Annotated in this window: 19 protein-coding genes and 2 tRNA genes; 8 read left to right on the top strand and 13 right to left on the bottom strand. The window is 69.7% G+C overall.

Annotation, left to right across the window (positions count from 1 at the left end):
• The first annotated feature begins 109 nt into the window (after nucleotides 1-109).
• Nucleotides 110-1,435, top strand: coding sequence for a glycoside hydrolase family 18 protein (locus tag TR33_RS02390; protein ID WP_042281102.1), 1,326 nt, complete (start codon nucleotides 110-112; stop codon nucleotides 1,433-1,435).
• 83 nt (nucleotides 1,436-1,518) lie between these two features.
• Nucleotides 1,519-4,449: an FAD-binding and (Fe-S)-binding domain-containing protein gene (locus TR33_RS02385; protein ID WP_026124934.1), complete on the top strand. Its 2,931-nt coding sequence runs from the start codon at nucleotides 1,519-1,521 to the stop codon at nucleotides 4,447-4,449.
• A 51-nt stretch (nucleotides 4,450-4,500) separates the two neighbouring features.
• On the opposite strand, the gene TR33_RS02380 is transcribed toward TR33_RS02385, so the two are convergent.
• Together TR33_RS02380 and TR33_RS02375 are read right to left on the bottom strand one after the other, a co-directional pair.
• Nucleotides 4,501-5,040, bottom strand: coding sequence for a hypothetical protein (locus TR33_RS02380; protein ID WP_017534159.1), 540 nt, complete (start codon nucleotides 5,038-5,040; stop codon nucleotides 4,501-4,503).
• Nucleotides 5,041-5,042: 2 nt separating this feature from the next.
• Nucleotides 5,043-5,372 carry a hypothetical protein gene (locus TR33_RS02375; protein WP_042281100.1) on the bottom strand — a complete coding sequence of 110 codons (330 nt, stop codon included), beginning with the start codon at nucleotides 5,370-5,372 and terminating at the stop codon, nucleotides 5,043-5,045.
• Between the two features lie 160 nt (nucleotides 5,373-5,532).
• Between TR33_RS02375 and TR33_RS02370 the strand changes: the two genes are divergently transcribed.
• Nucleotides 5,533-5,605 (top strand) — tRNA-Asn (locus TR33_RS02370).
• Between the two features lie 162 nt (nucleotides 5,606-5,767).
• Nucleotides 5,768-5,840 (top strand) — tRNA-Asn (locus tag TR33_RS02365).
• Nucleotides 5,841-5,888: 48 nt separating this feature from the next.
• Here TR33_RS02365 and TR33_RS02360 read toward each other — a convergent pair.
• The 10 genes from TR33_RS02360 to TR33_RS02320 form a co-directional block, all read right to left on the bottom strand.
• Nucleotides 5,889-6,557, bottom strand: coding sequence for a class I SAM-dependent methyltransferase (locus tag TR33_RS02360; RefSeq protein WP_042281098.1), 669 nt, complete (start codon nucleotides 6,555-6,557; stop codon nucleotides 5,889-5,891).
• Between the two features lie 13 nt (nucleotides 6,558-6,570).
• Nucleotides 6,571-7,413: an ABC transporter permease gene (locus TR33_RS02355; RefSeq protein ID WP_042281096.1), complete on the bottom strand. Its 843-nt coding sequence runs from the start codon at nucleotides 7,411-7,413 to the stop codon at nucleotides 6,571-6,573.
• A 32-nt stretch (nucleotides 7,414-7,445) separates the two neighbouring features.
• A complete protein-coding gene (locus tag TR33_RS02350) occupies nucleotides 7,446-8,378 on the bottom strand; it encodes an ABC transporter ATP-binding protein (RefSeq protein WP_202421642.1) in 933 nt (310 codons plus the stop codon).
• A complete protein-coding gene (locus TR33_RS02345; protein ID WP_020379946.1) occupies nucleotides 8,368-8,961 on the bottom strand; it encodes a MauE/DoxX family redox-associated membrane protein in 594 nt (197 codons plus the stop codon). The genes TR33_RS02350 and TR33_RS02345 overlap by 11 nt, the downstream gene beginning before the upstream one ends.
• Complete coding sequence (locus TR33_RS02340; RefSeq protein WP_026124932.1) at nucleotides 8,951-9,385, bottom strand: lasso peptide biosynthesis B2 protein; 435 nt, start codon at nucleotides 9,383-9,385, stop codon at nucleotides 8,951-8,953. The genes TR33_RS02345 and TR33_RS02340 overlap by 11 nt, the downstream gene beginning before the upstream one ends.
• Entirely contained in the window at nucleotides 9,382-9,639 is a 258-nt protein-coding gene (locus TR33_RS02335; RefSeq protein WP_014908438.1) for a lasso peptide biosynthesis PqqD family chaperone, read from the bottom strand. Before TR33_RS02335 ends, TR33_RS02340 begins: the two co-directional genes overlap by 4 nt.
• Before the next feature lie 2 nt (nucleotides 9,640-9,641).
• Nucleotides 9,642-11,486 (bottom strand): asparagine synthase-related protein, encoded by a 1,845-nt coding sequence (locus TR33_RS02330; protein WP_042281091.1) that lies wholly within the window; start codon nucleotides 11,484-11,486, stop codon nucleotides 9,642-9,644.
• Nucleotides 11,487-11,623: 137 nt separating this feature from the next.
• Complete coding sequence (locus TR33_RS26310; protein ID WP_014911574.1) at nucleotides 11,624-11,764, bottom strand: lasso RiPP family leader peptide-containing protein; 141 nt, start codon at nucleotides 11,762-11,764, stop codon at nucleotides 11,624-11,626.
• A 378-nt stretch (nucleotides 11,765-12,142) separates the two neighbouring features.
• Entirely contained in the window at nucleotides 12,143-13,156 is a 1,014-nt protein-coding gene (locus tag TR33_RS02325) for an ISAzo13-like element transposase-related protein (protein WP_042281089.1), read from the bottom strand.
• On the bottom strand, nucleotides 13,153-14,064 hold the full coding sequence (locus TR33_RS02320) for a DMT family transporter (protein WP_042281297.1): 912 nt from the start codon (nucleotides 14,062-14,064) through the stop codon (nucleotides 13,153-13,155). Before TR33_RS02320 ends, TR33_RS02325 begins: the two co-directional genes overlap by 4 nt.
• Before the next feature lie 141 nt (nucleotides 14,065-14,205).
• Between TR33_RS02320 and TR33_RS02315 the strand changes: the two genes are divergently transcribed.
• Entirely contained in the window at nucleotides 14,206-15,399 is a 1,194-nt protein-coding gene (locus tag TR33_RS02315) for a sensor histidine kinase (protein WP_042281088.1), read from the top strand.
• Nucleotides 15,396-16,103, top strand: a complete 708-nt coding sequence (locus TR33_RS02310; RefSeq protein WP_017534148.1) for a response regulator transcription factor — start codon at nucleotides 15,396-15,398, stop codon at nucleotides 16,101-16,103. Before TR33_RS02315 ends, TR33_RS02310 begins: the two co-directional genes overlap by 4 nt.
• A 145-nt stretch (nucleotides 16,104-16,248) precedes the next feature.
• Here TR33_RS02310 and TR33_RS02305 read toward each other — a convergent pair whose 3' ends face one another.
• Complete coding sequence (locus TR33_RS02305) at nucleotides 16,249-17,136, bottom strand: SAM-dependent methyltransferase (protein ID WP_014910771.1); 888 nt, start codon at nucleotides 17,134-17,136, stop codon at nucleotides 16,249-16,251.
• Between the two features lie 545 nt (nucleotides 17,137-17,681).
• Between TR33_RS02305 and TR33_RS02300 the strand changes: the two genes are divergently transcribed.
• Together TR33_RS02300 and TR33_RS02295 are read left to right on the top strand one after the other, a co-directional pair.
• Nucleotides 17,682-18,380: a RibD family protein gene (locus TR33_RS02300; protein WP_042281087.1), complete on the top strand. Its 699-nt coding sequence runs from the start codon at nucleotides 17,682-17,684 to the stop codon at nucleotides 18,378-18,380.
• Nucleotides 18,377-18,865 carry a cytidine/deoxycytidylate deaminase family protein gene (locus TR33_RS02295; RefSeq protein WP_042281086.1) on the top strand — a complete coding sequence of 163 codons (489 nt, stop codon included), beginning with the start codon at nucleotides 18,377-18,379 and terminating at the stop codon, nucleotides 18,863-18,865. Before TR33_RS02300 ends, TR33_RS02295 begins: the two co-directional genes overlap by 4 nt.
• Nucleotides 18,866-18,885: the final 20 nt, after the last annotated feature.

The raw sequence follows: 18,885 nt of genomic DNA, 5'->3' as shown, positions 1-18,885 counted from the left end.
CAACGTTCGAGGAGGGGCGCGGGTTCCCTCCGACCCGTGAACGGCCTCATGTGGCCGACATGGGGCGAACGACCTCTCCGGAACACCTCTGTGCCCCTACGGTCGAGGTGTGAACGCCCTGTCGAGTCCCTCCGGTTCCGAACGTCCTTCCGGCCGGCGCCCGCTCCTGGTCCTGGGCGCCGCCGTCGTCGCCGTGGTCCTGGTCGTGGGGATCCTCGTCCTCGTGAACCAGCGCCCGCTCCACCGGATCGGCTACTTCGCCGACTGGAACGTGGCCAACCGCGGTTTCACCATCGAACACCTGCGCGCGAGCGGGGCCGCCGACCGGTTGACCCGGATCATGTGGGCCTTCGGGGACATCGACGAGAACGGTCTGTGCCATATCCCCGAGGACCGGCACGATCAGCCCTGGGAGCTCTACCAACGCCGCTACGACGCGGACGAGAGCGTCGACGGCGAGGCCGACGACTACGAGCAGGAGCTCGCGGGGGGCCTCAACCAGCTCAGGAAGCTTCGCGAACTCGATCCCGACCTGGGCGCGAGCCTGTCCCTGGGCGGCTGGAACCTGTCGGTGGACTTCTCCACCGCGGCCCGGACCGCGGAGTCGAGGGAGGCCTTCGTCGCCTCCTGCCTGGACCTGTGGCTGCGCGGGGACCTGCCGGTCCGGGACGGCGAACCCCAGGGCGGCGAGGGCGTGGCCGCCGGGGTCTTCGACGGCATCGACCTGGACTGGGAATGGCCCGGGGGACAGGGCAACCCCGACAACGTGGAGCATCCCGACGACCCGGCCAACTTCACGCTCCTGGTCGCCGAGTTCCGTCGGCAGATGGACGAACTCTCACAGGAGACCGGGGAGGAGTACATCCTGTCCGTCTCCCTGCCCGGCGGCGCGGAGCACGCCGAGGCCTACGATCCGGAGATCTTCGACGACATCGACTTCGCCACGGTCCAGGGGTACGACTTCTCCGGGCCGTGGAACGAACGCACCACCCACCACTCCAACCTCTATCCCCCCGAGCACGATCCGGAGGCCAACAGCGTCGACCGGGCCGTCCGGCGCTACGAGGAACTCGGGGCGGACGCCGATCGACTGGTGATGGGTGTTCCGGCCTTCGGGCGCGGCTGGCAGGGGGTGCCCGCCGAGCGGGACGGGCGGGGACAGACGGCGACCGGCCCCGCCGACGACGACTACGACGGCCCCACCCGGGCCTTCGCCGACCTTCAGGCGATGGACGGCGAGCGTTTTCTCGACGAGGAGGCCGGGGCCTACTGGATCTACGACGGCGACGAATGGTGGACCTACGACGACCCTCGGGTCATCGAGCTCAAGGGGGAGTACGTCCGTGACCGGGGGTTGGCCGGGATGATGGTCTGGAACCTCGACATGGACGCCGAGGGCGAGCTCGTCCGGGCCATGGACGAGTCCTTGGGCTGACAGGCGCGAAAGGCGGAACGACGGGCGGTCCCGGCCGCGCGCCGCGGTTGCCAGGGCGATGAGGGCCGCGTCACTCTGTGGACATGTCCGAGCCGCACAGCAGTACCGCAAGCCCCGACCTCGCCGCACTGCGCGGGGATCTGGAGTCCGCAGTCCGTGGCACCGTCGCCATGGAGGCGGGCACGATCGCCCTCTATACCTCCGACGCCTCCAACTACCGTCGTGTGCCCACGGCCGTGGTCGTCCCGGAGACCGTCGACGACTGCGTCGCGGCCGTCAGGGTCTGCGCCGCGCACGGGGTGCCCGTCGTCCCTCGCGGTGGGGGCACGTCCATCGCGGGCAACTCCATCGGTACCGGCGTGGTCATCGACACCTCACGCCACCTGCGCTCCATCCTCGACATCGATCCCGTAGCCCGGACCGCCACCGTCCAGCCCGGCGTCATCCTCGACGACCTGCGCGCCGCCGCGGCCGAACACGGGCTCACCTTCGCACCCGACCCCTCCACCCACAGCCGTTGCACCATCGGCGGCATGGTCGGCAACAACGCCTGCGGCTCCCACTCGGTGGCCTGGGGCACCACCGCCGACAACATCGTCTCCCTGGACGTGCTCCTGTCCGACGGAACCCGGCTCACCGTCGGCTCCGGGCACACCGCGGAGGAGTTCTCCGAACTGACCCGGCGTCCGGGACGCGAGGGGGAGATCCACGCGGCGCTGGCCCGTCTCGTAGAGACCCATCGGGCCGAGCTGCGCACCGCCATGCCCGAGTTCCGCCGCCGTGTCTCCGGCTACGCGCTGGACCGGCTGCTTCCGGAGAAGGGGCGCGACGTGGCCGCGGCCCTGGTCGGCACCGAGGGCTCCTGCGTCATGGTCCTGGGCGCCACGGTGCGCCTGGTCGAATCGCCGCCCGCCCGCGCTCTGGCGGTGCTGGGCTACGACGACGCCCCGTCCGCCGCCGACGCCGTCCCCGCCCTGTTGGGGCACTCGCCGCTCACGGTCGAGGGCATCAACGACCGTATCGTCGCGGCGCTGGACCGCGACGGGTCCCGTTCGCGGGTGGCGTTGCCGGCGGGCGGCGCGTGGCTGTTGGTGGAGATCGCGGGAGGGGACCCGGAGGAGGCGGCCGAGGCCGCGAAGACGATGATCGCCGGCCTGGAGGGCGACGACCGCCCCCGTGACGCCTCCGTGGTCACCGACCCTGCCCACCAGAAGGCCCTGTGGCGGATCCGGGAGGAGGGGGCCGGGCTCACCTCCCGTACTCCCACGGGCGCGGAGGCCTGGTCCGGGTGGGAGGACGCCGCGGTGCCCCCGGAGAACCTGGGCGCCTACCTGCGTGACTTCGACGCCCTCATGGAACGTCACGGCCGCTACGGGGTGGTCTACGGGCACTTCGGCGACGGATGTCTGCACGTGCGCATCGACTTCGAGCTCACCCACGAGGAGGGGCGGCGGGAGTACCGCGCCTTCATGGAGGAGGCGGCCGGGATCGTCGTCCGGCACGGGGGCTCCCTGTCCGGCGAGCACGGCGATGGACAGGCCCGCTCCGAACTGCTCTCCCGCATGTACCCCGAGAGCCTCATCCGGGCCTTCGGCGAGTTCAAGCGGATCTGGGACCCGGAGGGGCTGATGAACCCCGGGATCATCGTCGATCCGCTGCCCCTCGACTCCGACGTGCGGGTCGCCACCGACCTGCGGCCCGAACTCCCCCTGCTCTCCCAGGCCACGCTGGCCTACGGCGAGGACGACGGAGAGTTCGCGAAGGCGCTGCGCCGCTGCTCCGGTGTGGGCAAGTGTCGCCGTCAGAGCGGGCCGGGGGTGATGTGCCCCAGCTACCAGGTCACCCAGGAGGAGAAGCACTCCACGCGTGGCCGCGCCCACCTGCTGTTCGAAATGGCCAACGGCGAGGTCATCACCGACGGCTGGCGGTCGGAGGAGGTACGCGAGTCCCTGGACCTGTGCCTGTCCTGCAAGGGATGTCTGAGCGACTGCCCGGTCAACGTCGACATGGCCTCCTACAAGGCCGAGTTCCTGTACCAGCACTACAAGGGGAGGGTGCGGCCGGCCGCGCACTACTCGATGGGCTGGCTACCCCTCCTGGCCCGTCTGGCCGCGCTGGCCCCGAACGAGGCCAACCGGATGATGCGTCTGCCCGGGGTGTCCACGCTGGCCAAGCGGATGGCCGGGGTGGCCGCCCAGCGGGATCTGCCCGCCTTCGCGCCCACCACCTTCACCCGGGCCTTCCGCCGCCGCATGAACCGGGGCGAGGGACGCCAGGGAGGGCCCAAGGTGGTGCTGTGGCCCGACACGTTCGGCAACCTCCTCGACCCCCGGATCCCGATCGGTGCGGTCCGGGTCCTGGAGGACGCGGGCTTCTCCGTGGTCCTGCCCAAGGGGCAGGTGTGCTGCGGTCTGACCTGGGTCTCCACCGGACAGTTGGACGTGGCCCGCGCGGTGATGCGCCGAGCGGTGAACGCGCTGTCCCCGCTGGTCTCCCAGGGGCTGCCGGTGGTGGGGCTGGAGCCCAGCTGTACCGCGGCTCTCAAACACGACCTGGTGGAGCTCCTACCGGGTGAGGAGAGCCGACGGGTCGCCGAGTCCGTCCACACCTTCGCGGGGTTCCTCAACAAGTACGCGCCCGACTGGGAGCCGCCCCGCGTCGACGCCACTGCCCTGGCCCAGGTGCACTGCCACCAGCACGCCGTGATGGGCTTCGACGACGATCGGGAGTTGATCGCCCGGGCCGGGATCGACGGCGAGGTCCTCGACGCGGGCTGCTGCGGTCTGGCCGGCGACTTCGGCTTCACCGAGGGCCACTACGAGGTCTCCGCCGCCATCGGCGAACGCGAACTGTTGCCCAGGGTGCGCGCGGCCTCGGAGGACACCCTGGTCCTGGCCGACGGCTACAGCTGTCGGACCCAGATCGAACAGGGCGCGGACCGACGCCCCCTCCACCTGGCGGAGGTGCTCGCGCGGGGCATCGACGCGCGAGAGAAGAAGGAGAGTGCCGGCTGAGGCCGTGCGAGGTCGGCGGTGTCCGGGACCCCGGACACCGCCGACCGGTGGTCAGACGCCCATCTGTTCCCGGAGCAGCGAGAGCGCGCGGGAGACGGCCTCGGAGAGTTCCGGGTCCTCGGGGTCGAGACCTTCGCCCAGATGGACGCGCCAGTCGATCTCGCCGCCCAAGGGCGGACGACGCGCCACCAGACGGAAACCGCGGGTGGAGTCGGGGGAGGGGAAGGGGACGAACCGGTTGACGAGGATGGTCGAGGTCACCCGCTCGGAGACCGCCTCGGCCATCCTGCGGTAGTCCACGGCGTCGCCGGTCTCCTCGGAACGCAACCGGATGATGTGCTCTCCGTGGCCCTCCTCGACGAACGTGAACGTCTCGGTGCCCCACCGGGCCTGGTCGATGTTCTGCCAGAGGACGTCACGGCCGTCCGGCAGGTACAGGGCGCGGGTGGTGGCGACCAGGAGGGGCGGTCCGTCATAGGGGAGGGGGGTGCCGCCCGGGGCCGCGGCGACGGAGGCGTGCGCGAGCACGCGCTCACCGCGCCGCAGCCGGGAGCGGATCTCGGCGGGTACGTCCCGCCCGAACAGGGCCATGGTCAGGTGTTCCGATCTCCGCCGGCGCCGGGGCCGGCCCCGTTGGAGGTGTGGGTCTCCCACTCGATGAGCTCGATCTCCTCGTCCTCGGTGGGACGGGCCAGGAAGTCCCGCACGGAGGTGATGGGCATCTTCTCCACGGCCTTGTCGTAGACGGCCCGGCCCGCGTTGCCCGCCTGGGCGCCGACGAGTCCGGCGACCTCCTGGACGAGCGGGCTGTCGGCCACCTTGCGCGCGGTACGGGCGAGCTGCTCGTAGCGGGCTCGGCCCGCCTTGGCGCCCAAGACGTATCCGATGGCGAGGCCGGCGACGAACGTGATCCGGTAGCGCATGGGTCCCTCTTTAAGGCCTTGGTGACGGTCGGAGTGGTCCGTGCCCCGACGTTACCCTGTCGTGCTTCCGGCCACACAGGTCGACACCGGTCCCGAGCACTCTCAAAGCGCGCTAGTCTATTGGTGTCGCCAGGGCCCACGGGGTCGGGCGACGACGCGATCCCGCGTAGCTCAATCGGCAGAGCAGCCGGCTGTTAACCGGCAGGTTATTGGTTCGAGTCCAATCGCGGGAGCGGGAGAGGGCCCGTCGGAGTCATCCGGCGGGCCCTCACTGCGTTCGACGGAAGGCGGGGCGGAGAACACCGCTCCGAATACGGGAGACCGTCCCGAGCACCCTCGAAAAGGCGCTAGTCTATTGGTGTCGCCAAGGCCTACGGGGTCGGGCGACGACGCGATCCCGCGTAGCTCAATCGGCAGAGCAGCCGGCTGTTAACCGGCAGGTTATTGGTTCGAGTCCAATCGCGGGAGCGGGAGAGGGCCCGTCGGAGTCATCCGGCGGGCCCTCGGTCGTCTTCTTCAGGCGGTCTCGCGACGCAGGTGGTGCACCCAGGCGGGCGGGACGTTGCGCCAGACCCTCTTCGACACCACGAGATGGTCGCGTACGAACCGGTCCACGAGCCGCTGGGAGAGCCTCTGACGCGTGTAGGAGGCGCGGGAGGCCGTGACCGCCTTCAACTCCCGGGTGAACAGATAGCCGTAGAGGGACATGTGTCCTCGCGGGGCGATGTGCTTCATGTAGAAGTCCAGGATGTCGCGGGTCTCCTCGTGGGTGAAGTTCGCGAAGGGGAGACCGGAGACGATGAGGTCGTAGGGGGCCTCGGGGGCGAGGTCCCGGATATCGGCCGTGTGGATCGTGTACCCCGTCCCGGGTGACCCGTCGGCCGCCTCCGCCAGGGTCTCGGTCAGGTCCTCCACGTACTCCTTGTTCACCTCGACCGCGTCGAGATGGTCTCCGGGTCGAAGATGCGCGAAGAGCACCCGGGTGACGGCCCCGTTCCCGGCCCCGACCTCCAGGACACGGACCGGGCGTCCGGTGGCCCGGCCCCTGAGGAACCGGGCCAGCTCGTACGCCAGCGGTCGCCCGCTGGGCAATACGGCTCCGGTGTCCCGCATGCTGGCGAGGGCGGAGCGCAGGAACCTGACTTGGTGTTGAAGAGGCACGGTGGTCTCCAGTCGACTTCTCATGATCCGATCGGTGTCAGTTCGTTCCGAGGGGGCGTGCGAACCCCTTGACGGCCAGGAGGGCGCAGGGCAGCGCGATCACCGCGCTTCCGATCACCGCGTAGAGGGTGGCGCTCATGTCGGGTTCGCCCAGGATCCAACCTCGGGCCGCCGTGATGGCGTAGGTCATGGGGTTGACGTGGGAGAGACTCCGCAGCCAGTCCGGCAGGCCGTCCAAAGGGACGAACGCGTTGGTGCCGAACATGAGCGCGAACATGGCCAGGCCGGAGAAGGTCTGCATGACCTCGGCGTTGCGGAACCAGCAGGCCATGGCGATGAACACCCAGCCGAGGCAGTTCCCGGCCATCAGGGCGATGAGCATCGCGACCCCCATGCCGACCGCTCCACCGGGGGCGTGGAAGGAGAAGAACAGGTGCGCGGCGGTCGACAACGCGGAGAGCTGTATCAGGCTCCTCAGCAGGTCCGAGGCGCTTCTTCCCAGAAGCACGGATCCCGGCCACACCGGCAGGGTGCGCATGCGATGGACGAAACCGTTCTTGATCTCCTGGCCCAAGGCCGCCCCGGATCCCATGCCGGACTGTAGGACGCCCATGATCATGATCGCGGGCAGCAGGAACTGGATGTAGTCGACCCCTCCGGGGAAGCTCCGGGTCTCGCTGATGCTCGTGAAGACCTGGCTCAGGACCAGGAGCATGACCAGGGGCGAGGCGACACTGACGAGGACGAGCTTCGGATCCATCCAGAGCGCGCGGAGCGCCCTGGTCGTGAGGATGTGGATCTGTAGGGGGACGGAACAGCCCCGCCAGGACACGGACTTCCAAGGGACGGTGGACCTTCGGGCTCTGGCGTCGATCGTCATCGGGTCCTTCACCGATCGCTTCGTGGCCGCGTTCATCGCGTGGAGACATGGGCGAGGTAGACGTCTTCGAGGCTGGGTTCGAAGAGCCGGAGACGGTCGATCCCCAGATTCCTCTCCTCCAGGGCGTGGATCACGGCCCCCAGGTCGCGAGGCGAGGCGATCGTGATGTCGATGTCGAAGTTCGCCTCACCGATGTCGGCGACCAGTCCCATCCTCCGGACCTCGTCCCGGGCGGCCGAGAAACGCTCTCTCTCGTTGAACCCCAGGGACGCCTTCCTCCGGCCCACGCCCCTCTTCAGCTCCGAGGGCGAGCCGGAGGCGACGACGTGTCCCCGGGAGAGGAGGACCACCTGGTCGGAGAGACGGTCGGCCTCCTCCAGGTACTGCGTGGTCAAGAGGACGGTGACGCCCTCCTCCGTCAGTCGGTGGACGATCGCCCACAGCTCCGCGCGGCTCTCGGGGTCCAGCCCCGCCGTGGGCTCGTCCAGGAACAGGACCTCGGGGCCGCCGACGATGCTCGCGGCGAGATCGATCCTTCTTCGCATGCCGCCGGAGTAGGTGCGCACCGCGCGATCGGCGGATTCGGTCATGCCGAACCGCTCCAGAAGCTCGTGCGTCCGCTCTCGTGCCTCTTTACGGGACGCCCCCAACAGCCGTGCGATCAGGACGAGGTTGTCCCGCCCGGAGATCTGTTCGTCCAGGGCCACGTACTGTCCGGCCACACCGATACGACGTCGGACCCGGCTCGCCTGCGAGACCACGTCGAACCCCGCGACCGTCGCCGTTCCCGTGGTCGGTTCGAGGACCCCGGAGAGGATGTTGATGAGTGTGCTCTTGCCGGCCCCGTTGTGTCCCAGCAGACCGAGCACCCCTCCGGGGGAGACGGACAGGGAGACGTCGTTCAGGGCCCGGACGCTTCCGAACACCTTCCCGACCTTCGAGACCTCGATGGAGTCACCCGACATCGTCGCCACCCCCCGCCGTCCCGGCCCGGGGTCGCGTCGCCCGACGGGTCGCGATGATCGCCGCCGTGGCGCGGCGGGCGAGCGGATCGTAGAACCCGATGAGGAGGAGGGCGATCGCGAGGGCTCCGAGCGCCACCGCGACCACGCCGGTGGCCGAGAGGTCCGCGAGGTCCGCCCGTACGACGAGCGGTGGCAGGGCGAGGGCGATCAGGAGCAGGTTCCTCACGATCATGGCGTAACCGATGGCCGAATCCGATCCGCCGAAGCAGGCGCACTCGGAGCGGATACCGCTCCACAGGGCCTTGACCGCCACCCCGGTGAAGGCGGTGAGCAGGGTCAGGGCCACGACGGCCCCCGCCGCGGCGGTGAGGGGCGAGATCAGGAGAAGGCAGGCGAGGACCTCACCGGCGACCACGGTGACGCCCACGGCCCGCGCCGTAGGAGGGGACCACCCGGTCAACCGGGAGATCACCGTCGCGAAGCCGCTGAAACGCCCAGGGCCCTTGATCTTCCCGACCCAGGCGGCCAGGAAGATCAGGAACAGCGCGTACTGCGCCGCGAGCGCGACGATCTCAGTCATCATCACGGACCACGATCACCGGCCTCACCGTCATGACCTTGTGGAAGTGCCGTACTTCCCCGAGCTCTCCCACGGGGGAGCCGTCGACCTCCACCCAGGCGTGCGCCCGGAACGGGGACACACGGACACCCGTGCACCATTCCGGCACGGTCCCCCTGATCCGGCAGAGGAGGAAGGTCGCGATGGAGCGCTGTAGGCAACCGGGGCCCGCGCACCTGCGGCTGACGTGGACCACCGCGTTGCGCGCGGCCAGGGCCTCCGCGAAGCCGGCGGGGCCGGCGGAGCCCGCCAGGAAGGCGAGGACGCTCCGGATACGGCCGGGGCTCATCCGTGTCATCAGACGTGCCGGGAGGACGACACACCTCGCGAGGAGGCGATACCTCAGGGGCGGTCGCGTGCTCCGTTCGAGGGCCACGGGTACCGTCATCGCCGCAGCACCCCCACGGATTCGAGCGACCGGATCAGGTCCTCGACGTCGTTCCTGGCCCGGGATTCGTCTATCCCGTACCTGTCCCGGATCTCGGCGACGGCGACGTCCCGATCCCCGTCCTCTCTCAGGGAGCGCAGGATCTCCGCGGCGGTACCGTTCAGGTGCCAGTACACGCCCTTCCTCTGGTCCAGAAGAACGATCCCGTCCTCGGTCTCGGTGGAGATGATGGACGTGTCGTCGATGAATTCCATCCTCAGCCTTCCAGGATCGATACGAGGTCCTTCTCCCTGCTTCCGTCCTCGATGCTCCGGAGCCAGGACTCGCAGGCCAGTGTGTTGATGACGGGGATGATCCCGAAGGAGGAGGACGGGGGGTTGAAGACCGTCCCGCCGAAGGCCTCGGCGTCGACGAGGCCGTGTTCTTCGAGTCTCATTCCGTCGCAGAGTTCGGCGACGGCCTCGCGACTCCTCCGGAGTCCGGTGTAGGCCTCCGCGCTGTACTCGGACTTCGTGGAGCGTTCGAGGATCTCCGGCGGTGCCGTGCCGCGCAGTGCCTCGACGAGGAGGGGTTTGTAGCGGTCCGGCATGGACCATTGGTCGAAGCGGACGCTCAGAGCGATCCTCATGACCCGATCGTCCAGATAGGGGGCCTCCCAGGAGACCCCGTGCGCGCGGGTGATGTGGTTCACCTTCCGGAGCGTGTCTCCGCACAGACGCGCGTCCTGCCAGGAGGCGTGCTGTGCCCGGTAACGGGACAGAGGGCCTCGGGAGAGGACGTCGTCGCGCCTCAGCGCCTCGGAGGCGGCCTCGACGGCCTCCGGGGCGACCCACCGGGCCATCCGGCCCGAGAGGCCCCATCCGAAGTCGGGTGCGGTCGAGAACTCCCGCAGCGGGGCGCGCAGGGAGTCCGTGACCTTCCCCAACCAGGCGGAGAACGTGCTCGAATCGGCCAGCCCTCTGAGCGTCGGAGCGGTCCTCCAGCGGTACAGGGCCTGGTAGCCGAGAACGTGGGCCGGCACCTTGGCCGGATGTGTTCGGGCCAGGGAGTGGAGGTTGAGCGGTGTGGCGAAGAAGAGCTCGTCCGCGCCATGGCCGGTCAGGTGGGTCCGGGACCCCTCATCCGCCACGGCCTCGGCCGCGTGGGCGAGCCGGCCGCGGGTGCGGATCCAGGGAAAGGGGCCCTCGTGGTCGTGTACGCCGGGGCGCCGGGGGAGCAGCTCCGTGAACCAGCCGGGGGCGGAGCGTCGGTCGAAGGTCAGGTGCCGGGCCTCGGGGAGTCGCCGCTCCGCCTTGCGAGCCCATGCCTCGTCCTCGTCGGCCACGTCCGTCGCCTGCCACCTCGTGGTGACGAGGGGTACGCCCGTGGCGGCTGCGACGAAACAGAGACCGGTGGAGTCCAGACCTCCGGAGAGGTCGGCGCTCACCGTGGTCCGTCCTCGGCCGCGGCTGCGCACGGCGTCGTGAACGGCGGACGCCAGGAGCTCGGCCCCCCGCTCCAACGTCAGGTGGGGTTCCTCGGGCGACCACCAGCGGACCTGGCGCGCGGTACCGGTCCGCGAGTCGACCTGGAGGAAGTGGCCCGGGGCGAGGGCGGAGACCCCCTTCCAGACCGGGATCTCGCTCACCGGCCAGGGCGGCCAGGGCGCGATGAGTCGTGAGGCCAGGATCGAGCGGTCCCACTCGCGTCCGACGAACGGGAGCAGCAGGGCGGGGTCGCTGGCGGCCAGGACGGGGGAGCCCCGGTTCGAGTAGAAGATCTGGCGGCCGGAGGAGAGTGTCCCCTGGATCCGGACGCCCTCGTCCAGCTCGGCCACGAGGTGGTAGCTTCCCGGGATCTCCTCCGTGACCCGGGAGAGGTCGGAGAGGCTCTCGGCCGAGTCGAGGACGCGCAGAAGGGCGGGCTCGTCCATGAGGAACCGTCCCAAGAGGACGACCCTCCTGTTCCCGATCCTCGCCTTGTAGACGTCGCCCTCGTCCCAGTCACCGATGATCCACGGCCTCCCGGACGCGCGATGAACGACTTGGAGGTGTGTCCGCGCCAGACGCTCGATCGACACTCCGGCCACGTCGCCCGTGGAGGGAAGAACGATGAACTTCATTTTTCTCCGAGAGGCCTTTCGAGTTCGCCCTGTATTCCTCGTCCTCAGGCCATGAGCGCGCCGACGCCCGAGCGGCGCCGGCGCGACCCCGAGTGCCCGTTCGGTCGTTCCGGGCGGTGGCCGGTTCCGAGATCGGGTCAGCAGACCCGGACGCAGGACCAGTCGTTCTCGAATCCCCAGTTGGGGCGGCCGAGGGTGACCTCGGAGAACGCGCCCATCTCGGTGACGGTCGGAGTCTCGTAGGCGGAGATTTCGTTGCCGATCTTTTCTTCGTCCATTGTCGCTCCCGGTTTCTCGGAGGGTCTCGACGGGGCGGAGATATCCCCGGCGATGAAAGAGACGTTAACCGCGCCCCGGTTCGAGGGTCAAGAGTGCGTCGGTCGGTGCGACAAATGCTTTTTGAGTTGATTTCGCAGATTAAAGTACGATTCTCTGATGTGGTGCGTTCATGGGGATCCATGGGAATCATCGCAGGTGGATGCGGTTCTGGTCTGATCTTTCAGTGAGATCGATGTCGGTGGAGGTGGTGCTTTGGCCGGATCTGGACAAGGGGGACCGTCGAATAATTATTCTGGCTCTATTCGGCCGTTCTCAAGTGCGGCATCGCTTCCGGAATGGCTGGACCATGAAGGAACTTATGGGTGAAGATCCCAGAGTTATTCATCGTCACTCGAAACCGTGTGCGCGATGTCCGTCGAACGGGGATCGAGCGCCCGGGAAGGTGAGACCAGGCGGATCCCCGTCTCATAGGCCACGCTCCGACCATCGGGCCAGTATTGGAGGAACCTGGTCCTCAGGCCCTCACCGCTCTCCCGCCAACGGAAGATCCCCAGAGGCAGATGGGTGGACGACACCCGGACGCCGAACCGCCTCCCCAAGTGCCGGATCCGCTCCTCCCATATCCCGTTCGCACCGTCGTGGGGCTCCCCCGAATCGACGACGATGAGGAGGCGTTCGCCCCTCGGCCGGCGGCTTCGATGGGAGGTCCACCACATGCGCAGCGTCGCCAGGGCCGAGGAGACGGAGTGCTCGTCGGAGGAGGGTTCGCATCGGTCGTTCGAGTCCTGAGGCCCGGTCCCCTCGGGCGGTTCTAGGATCCGCCGCCTGGCACGGAGGTGGACGACGGGGTCTCCGGAGGTCTCGAACGCGAGCACGAGGTCGTTGATGGCGCGGAACCGCTCGTGGCGCCCCTCCCTGCGTTTTCCGCCATAGGCGGACCGGGGGCCCTGGAGGAGGAAGCCCTGTTCCCTCAGCAGTTTCGCGACGGTGTCCGCGGAGAGGACGTGTCCCTGTTCCCCGAGTTCGGCGGTGAGTTCACGGGTGGACTTGACGGACCACCGGAGCGGGGAGGGGGACGGACCCTCCCCTTCCGGCTCCAGGAGCGCCGAGAGCGCCGGAAGGATGCCGGGATCCTCCTCGGTGCGTCGTCTGCGGCCGGCGCCCGCGCGTCGCGCCCGTCCCGGGTCCACCCCGGTCCGGAGCCCCAGTTCCCGGACGCCCTGGGAGACGGTCGCCTCGGACACCCCCGCCGTACGCGCCACGGTCCGGATACCTCCGTGACCCAGGGCCCAGGCCTCGGCGCCCAAGAGCACACGCCGTTCGCGTTCGTTGAGAAGGGGGAGAATCCTGCTGAACTTGGCGGCCAGCACCTCCCGCTCCGATCCGGTCACCGGTGCGCCTCCTTCGCGGGGGCCGATGGAAGAGGGGGACGATCCATGGACGTCGATCCGGAACCGGTCTCGCGGACACTCGTCAGGAGGGTGAGCCCGTAGCCGCACAAGAGCACGCAGAGGAGTGCGACGCCCGCGCCGACCGGCCCGCCGCCGTAGGTCTCTCCCAGGAGGACGATCGCGATCACGGTGGCCGTGACCGGGTTCGCGAACACCGTGGCGCCCAAGGGCGCGCCCGGTTCCAGACCCCGGTAGGCCGCCTGGGACAGGAACAGGCCGAGGAGGGCGACGAGCGCGGTACCCAGGACGGAGGGAAGGGCCTCGACCGCCGAACCGCCGCCGGAGGTGGTGTCCACGGCCGTCTTGGCCAGCGCCGAGGCGATCCCGAAGGCCGCTCCGGCGAGGACGCCCGACAGCGGACCGCGTCGGGCGGGGGAGGTGAGTCCGGCGATCCACGCGCCCGCGCCCAGCAGCGCGAGGGAACCCAGGGTGAGACCGAGGGCCTCTCCGGGGTCCAAGGTGCGTCCCGCGCCTCCGGTGGTGGCGATCGCCAGCAGGACCGTCAGGGCCAGGACGGTGAGGAGGACGCCCTTCCACTCCCGGGCGGTCACCGATCGGCGGTCCAGACGCGCCGCCCAGGGGACGGAGAAGACCAGGACCAGCACCCCCAGAGGCTGCACCACGCTCAGGGGGGCCAGAGCCAGAGCGCCGACCTGGAACACCGAACGGGCGACGTTGAGCAGGGTGGCGATCCACCACAGGGGATGCCGCAACAGATCGAACACGGCCCGCCTCGTGGTGAGGGGCGTCGACAGGATCGTGTCGAGTCGCCACTGCGTCACCGCCGCAGCCGTGTAGGCGACGCACGACAGAACGCCCAAGCCGATTCCGAACCATGGATGCTCCATGTCCACGACTCTGCCGGGGGAGCCCGGAGCCTGTCGTCCTCCGGGCGCGGGCTTCGCACATACTGCGATCGTCGTATGCGCGCGGCCACGGATTGTACGATCCTGGGTCGGACGGACGAAGCGGGTGGAGGTGCGGCGGGAGTGGGGATCCCTTCGAAGGCACTGCCCCGGCCGCTGGACGCGGCGCTCGCCGTCGCCCTGTTCGTCCTCACCATGGTCTTGGCGGCGACGGACCCGGTGGAGGGCGCCGTCGGCGCGGTGAGTGTGATCGGAGGCGCGCTCGCCTGCGCCCCCGTGGCCTTCCGTGACCGTCTCCCCGTGTGGGTCGCGTTCGTATCGCTGGTCGGATGCGTCCTGGTGGCGGTCTTCGGTGTCTTCCAGACCTCGTTGCAGATCGCTCTGGGGGTGGCGCTGTACAGCGTGGCCTCGCGGAGGGAACGAGGCGTCTCCGTGCGGATCGGGCTCTTCTCCGCCCTGTGCCTCACCGTCGCGGACCTGTCGCGAGGGGAGTACCTGTTCGCCCCGAGCGCGCTGTGGTGGGTCCTCTCGGTGGGGGCGGCGGTCTCCATCGGCTATTCGGTGCGGGTCCACAGGGAACGTCTCGCCGACCTCCGGGATCGGGCCCGCCGGGCCGAGGAGCGACGTGAGGAGGAGGCGCGGCGCAGGGTGATGGAGGAGAGGCTGCGCATCGCCAGGGAGTTGCACGACGTGGTCGCGCACAACATCACCCTCATCAACGTGCAGGCCGAGGTGGCCGCCCATCTCCTGCGCGAAGACCCGGACGAGGCCGAACGGGCCCTGACGCACGTGCGCGAGGGGGGAAGATCGGTACTCGCGGAGATGTCCGCCCTGCTCAGCGTGATGCGGGCGGAGGAGGGAGAGGGGCCGCCCACCGCCCCCGCCCCGAGCTTGGAACGGTTGTCGAAGCTCGTCGAGGCGTTCGAAGAGGCCGGGGTAGCGGTCGATTACCGGGTGGAGGGCGCCCCGGCCGGGCTCCCCTCGGGGACGGACCTGGTGGCCTACCGGATCGTCCAGGAGGCGTTGACCAACGCGCGGCGGCACGGCGGAGGCGGTGTCCGGGTCCGGCTCCGGCACGGGGAGGGTGGCCTGTCCATCGACGTGCGCAACCCCCTGCCCCCTTCCACCGAGCGGCGGAGGAGATCGACCGAGGGGTCCGGGTCGGGGATCATCGGTATGCGGGAGCGGGTCGCCGCGGTCGGGGGGAACCTGTGGACGGGGAACGTGGACGACGGATTCCTGGTACGGGCCTTCCTACCCGCGGGTGAGGCCCACGATCGACGGGAACCGGTGCCGGGAGGCGAGGAGGGCGTATGACGATCCGCGTGGTGCTCGCCGACGATCAGGCCCTGGTGCGCGGAGGGTTCCGTGTCCTGATCGACGCGGCCCCGGACATCGAGGTCGTGGGCGAGGCCTCGGAGGGCGCGGAGGCCGTCGCGCTGGTACGCGAGACCGGATGCGACGTGATCCTGATGGACATCCGCATGCCGGGGACCGATGGTCTGACCGCCACCCGGGAGATCACCGAGGATTCGACCCTGGCGGGCGTCAGGGTGGTGATCCTGACGACCTTCGAGATCGACGAGTACGTCTACCAGGCGCTGCGCGCGGGAGCGAGCGGCTTCCTCGGCAAGGGGGTGGAACCGTCCGTGTTGGTGGCCGGTATCCGAGCGGTCGTCAGGGGCGACGCCCTCCTGTCGCCGGAGGCCACCAAGGGACTGATCCGCCGTTTCCTGGAGTCGCCGACGCCCGTGGTCTCCGCCGCGCATCCGGGTGTGGCGGAGCTGACCGCGCGCGAGCGGGAGTTGACCGTTCTGGTGGCCGAGGGGCTGTCCAACGCCGAGATCGCCGACCGGTTGTTCCTCTCGCCCCTGACGGTGAAGACCCATGTCAATCGCGCGATGACCAAGCTCGGCTCGCGGGACAGGGCGCAGTTGGTGGTGGCCGCCTACAGGTACGGGCTGGCCGCTCCGCCGGTTCTTCGGGGGACGGGGACACCGAGGGGTGGAACATCGAGGTGAGGGGGCCGATCCCATCGGTGGGGGCGGGGAACCGTGATGATCCACCCTGTCCGCTGCCGGTCCCTGGAAGGGCTTCGACGCGGAGGGTCAGGGTGGTGTCGCCCTCGTCGGGGAAGGACGGTGGAGCGTGGGGCCGGGACGCGGCTCAGATCCGGCCCACGCCGCCGATGATCAGTCGACGGTTGCGGTGCGGCATCTGGTAGCTGCCGTACACCGGGGGGGCCACGGGCATCGTCCGCCACTTCTGGGCCTGCAACAGGCCGGGCGGCACGGCCTCCCAGCCGTCGAAGAAGGCGGAGATCTCCTCCTCGGTACGCCAGTGGCCGTGGCCGAGGTCGCCGAGGAACAGTTCCTGGAGCTGTTCGGCCCTGAGCGCGTCCTTGCGATACCGCACGGGGTCGGGACGGCAGTAGTGGCTGAGCACCATGTGGCTGCCCGGGGCGAGCCTGTCGCGCAGGGCGGCGATGGAGCGGGAGGCCGCGACGGCGTCCGGGGTGTGCGAGACGACGCCGGTGAGCAGAAGTCCGACCGGACGGTCCAGGTCGAGGAAGTCGTGGACCTCGCGGTCCTCCAGCAGCCCCTCCGGTCGACCCAGCTCCGCCTTGAGGGCGGTGGTGGTGCGGCCGTCACGGATGAGGGCGAGGTGGTGGGTGAGGACGACCGGGTCGGAGGTGGCGTAGACGACGCGGCCCTCGGAGGTGGTCTCGCGCACGATCTCGTGCGGGTCGCCCGGGGCGGGGAGCCCCGCGCCCACCTGGAGGAACTGGGTGATGCCCAGATCGGCGACCAGGTGGCGGACGGCGCGCTGGAGGAAGGCGCGTTCCCCCAGGACGAGATCGACGAAGCCGGGGACGATCCGGTCGGCTCGGGCGGCGAACTCCCGATCCACCTCGAAGTGGTCCTTGCCCTTCAGGTGGAAGGAGCGGAGCCGGGTGATATCGGCCCTGGTCAGGTTGACGAGGGGCGGGGGTTCGGCCCGGACGTGATTGTCCCCCGCCTGCCTCAGGAAATCGGGGGAGGTGAAACGAGACATCGCCGTCCTCTTGTCTGAGGTGGGGAAGTGGTCGACTCCCAGGATTGTATTCCTCGATCGCCCGCTTGTTAACCGAGTCCAGGATACAGGTCACAAAAAATACCACCCGACCCGGTCCTTGAAGAGGCGTACGCCGCATGTTCGTCAGGTCTTGGGTCTCCTAGTGGTTATACGCCTAATGTCCAATTTGTGGAGAGTGTTGTTCGGGCTCCAACCTGGGCCGTCCGATCCCCGACGGGCGCGAGAACCCCCCTCGGTGAGGGCGGTGGAAGAGGAGGGGTGTACGGGGAAGTCGAGGTCCGGGCCGACACGGAACGTGGACGAGGTCCTCCGAGAGGGGGCGGGAAATCACTCCGAGAAACATGGGAAAAAGAAGGCGATCAATTCCGAAACCGACCCCTGCCAGCGTGAATCCGGAGAGGATCGGTGTTCTCCATTCGTTTCCCGGTGCCGATGGACTTCGAGAAATCGCGTATCGACGAAGAGAACACGCGCGGAGTGGGCGCCCGGCCGTCGCCCCCTGTCCTCGAGGCTAGCCTGGGGGCATGGATCGCCCCTACACCATTCTGAGCTGCGCCATGTCGGTCGACGGCCGCATCGACGACACCGGCCCCGAACGCCTGCGCCTGTCCAACCCCGCCGACTTCGCCGAGATCGACGAGCTGCGGGCCGGCTGCGACGCGATCCTGGTCGGCGCGGGCACCCTGCGCGCCGACGACCCGCGCCTCCTGGTCCGTTCGCCGGTCCTGCGCGAACGCCGGCGCGAACAGGGGCGGACCGAGCACCTTCTCAAGGCCGTGATCACCCGTAGCGGAGAGATCGACCCGAACGCCCGACTCTTCTCCACCGGTGACGCGGGCGCGGTCGTCTACAGCGGGGGAGAGGGAGCCGAGACCGCCGCCCGCCTCCTGGCCGACCTTCCCGACACCCATGCGCCGGCCGAGGTCGTCGACGCCGGCGACCCTCCCACGGCCGAGGCCGTCCTGGCCGATCTGGCCGGACGCGGGGTGTCCCGACTCCTGGTGGAGGGGGGAGGGCACATCCACACCCTCTTCCTCACCTCGGGGTTGGTCGACGAGCTCCGGTTGGCGGTGGCCCCCTTCTTCGTGGGAGAGGAGGACGCTCCGCGCTTCGTCGTGCCCGGGGTCTACCCCCACGGACCGTCCCACCCCATGAGGCTGGTCGAGACCCGTGCGCTGGGGGACGTCGTGGTCCTGCGCTACCGCCTGGGGGACGAGCGATGACCGCCGCGAGTGCCCGGGAGCGGGGGCCGATTCCGGCCGAGGGGGCGGCCGACGCCCACTGGCTGGAGCGGGCGATCGGGCTGTCCCGCTCCTGCCCGCCCTCGACCACGGCCTTCTCGGTGGGCTCGGTCGTCGTCGCGGCCGATGGTCTGATCCTCGGCGAGGGCTACTCCCGCCGTGACGACCCGCTCGACCACGCGGAGGAGGCGGCCCTGCGCGGGATCGACCCCGGGGACCCGCGGCTGGAGACGGCGACGATCTACACGTCCCTGGAGCCGTGCAGCGCCCGGGCCTCACGGCCTCGCTCGTGCACCGCGCTGATCCTGGGCACCCCGATCCCGCGTGTGGTCATGGCCTGGCGCGAGCCGGCCCTGTTCGTCGACTGCGACGGGGCGGAACGCCTCACGGCGGCCGGACGGTCCGTGGTGGAGCGCCCCGAGCTCGCCGAGGGCGTACGCGAGGTCAACGCGCACCTGCTCGCCTGAGGCCCTCCTCGGGGTGCTTC

The organism is Nocardiopsis alba, from assembly GCF_000710955.1.
GTDB lineage: Bacteria > Actinomycetota > Actinomycetes > Streptosporangiales > Streptosporangiaceae > Nocardiopsis > Nocardiopsis alba.
This window is presented reverse-complemented; position numbering and strand designations above follow the sequence as displayed.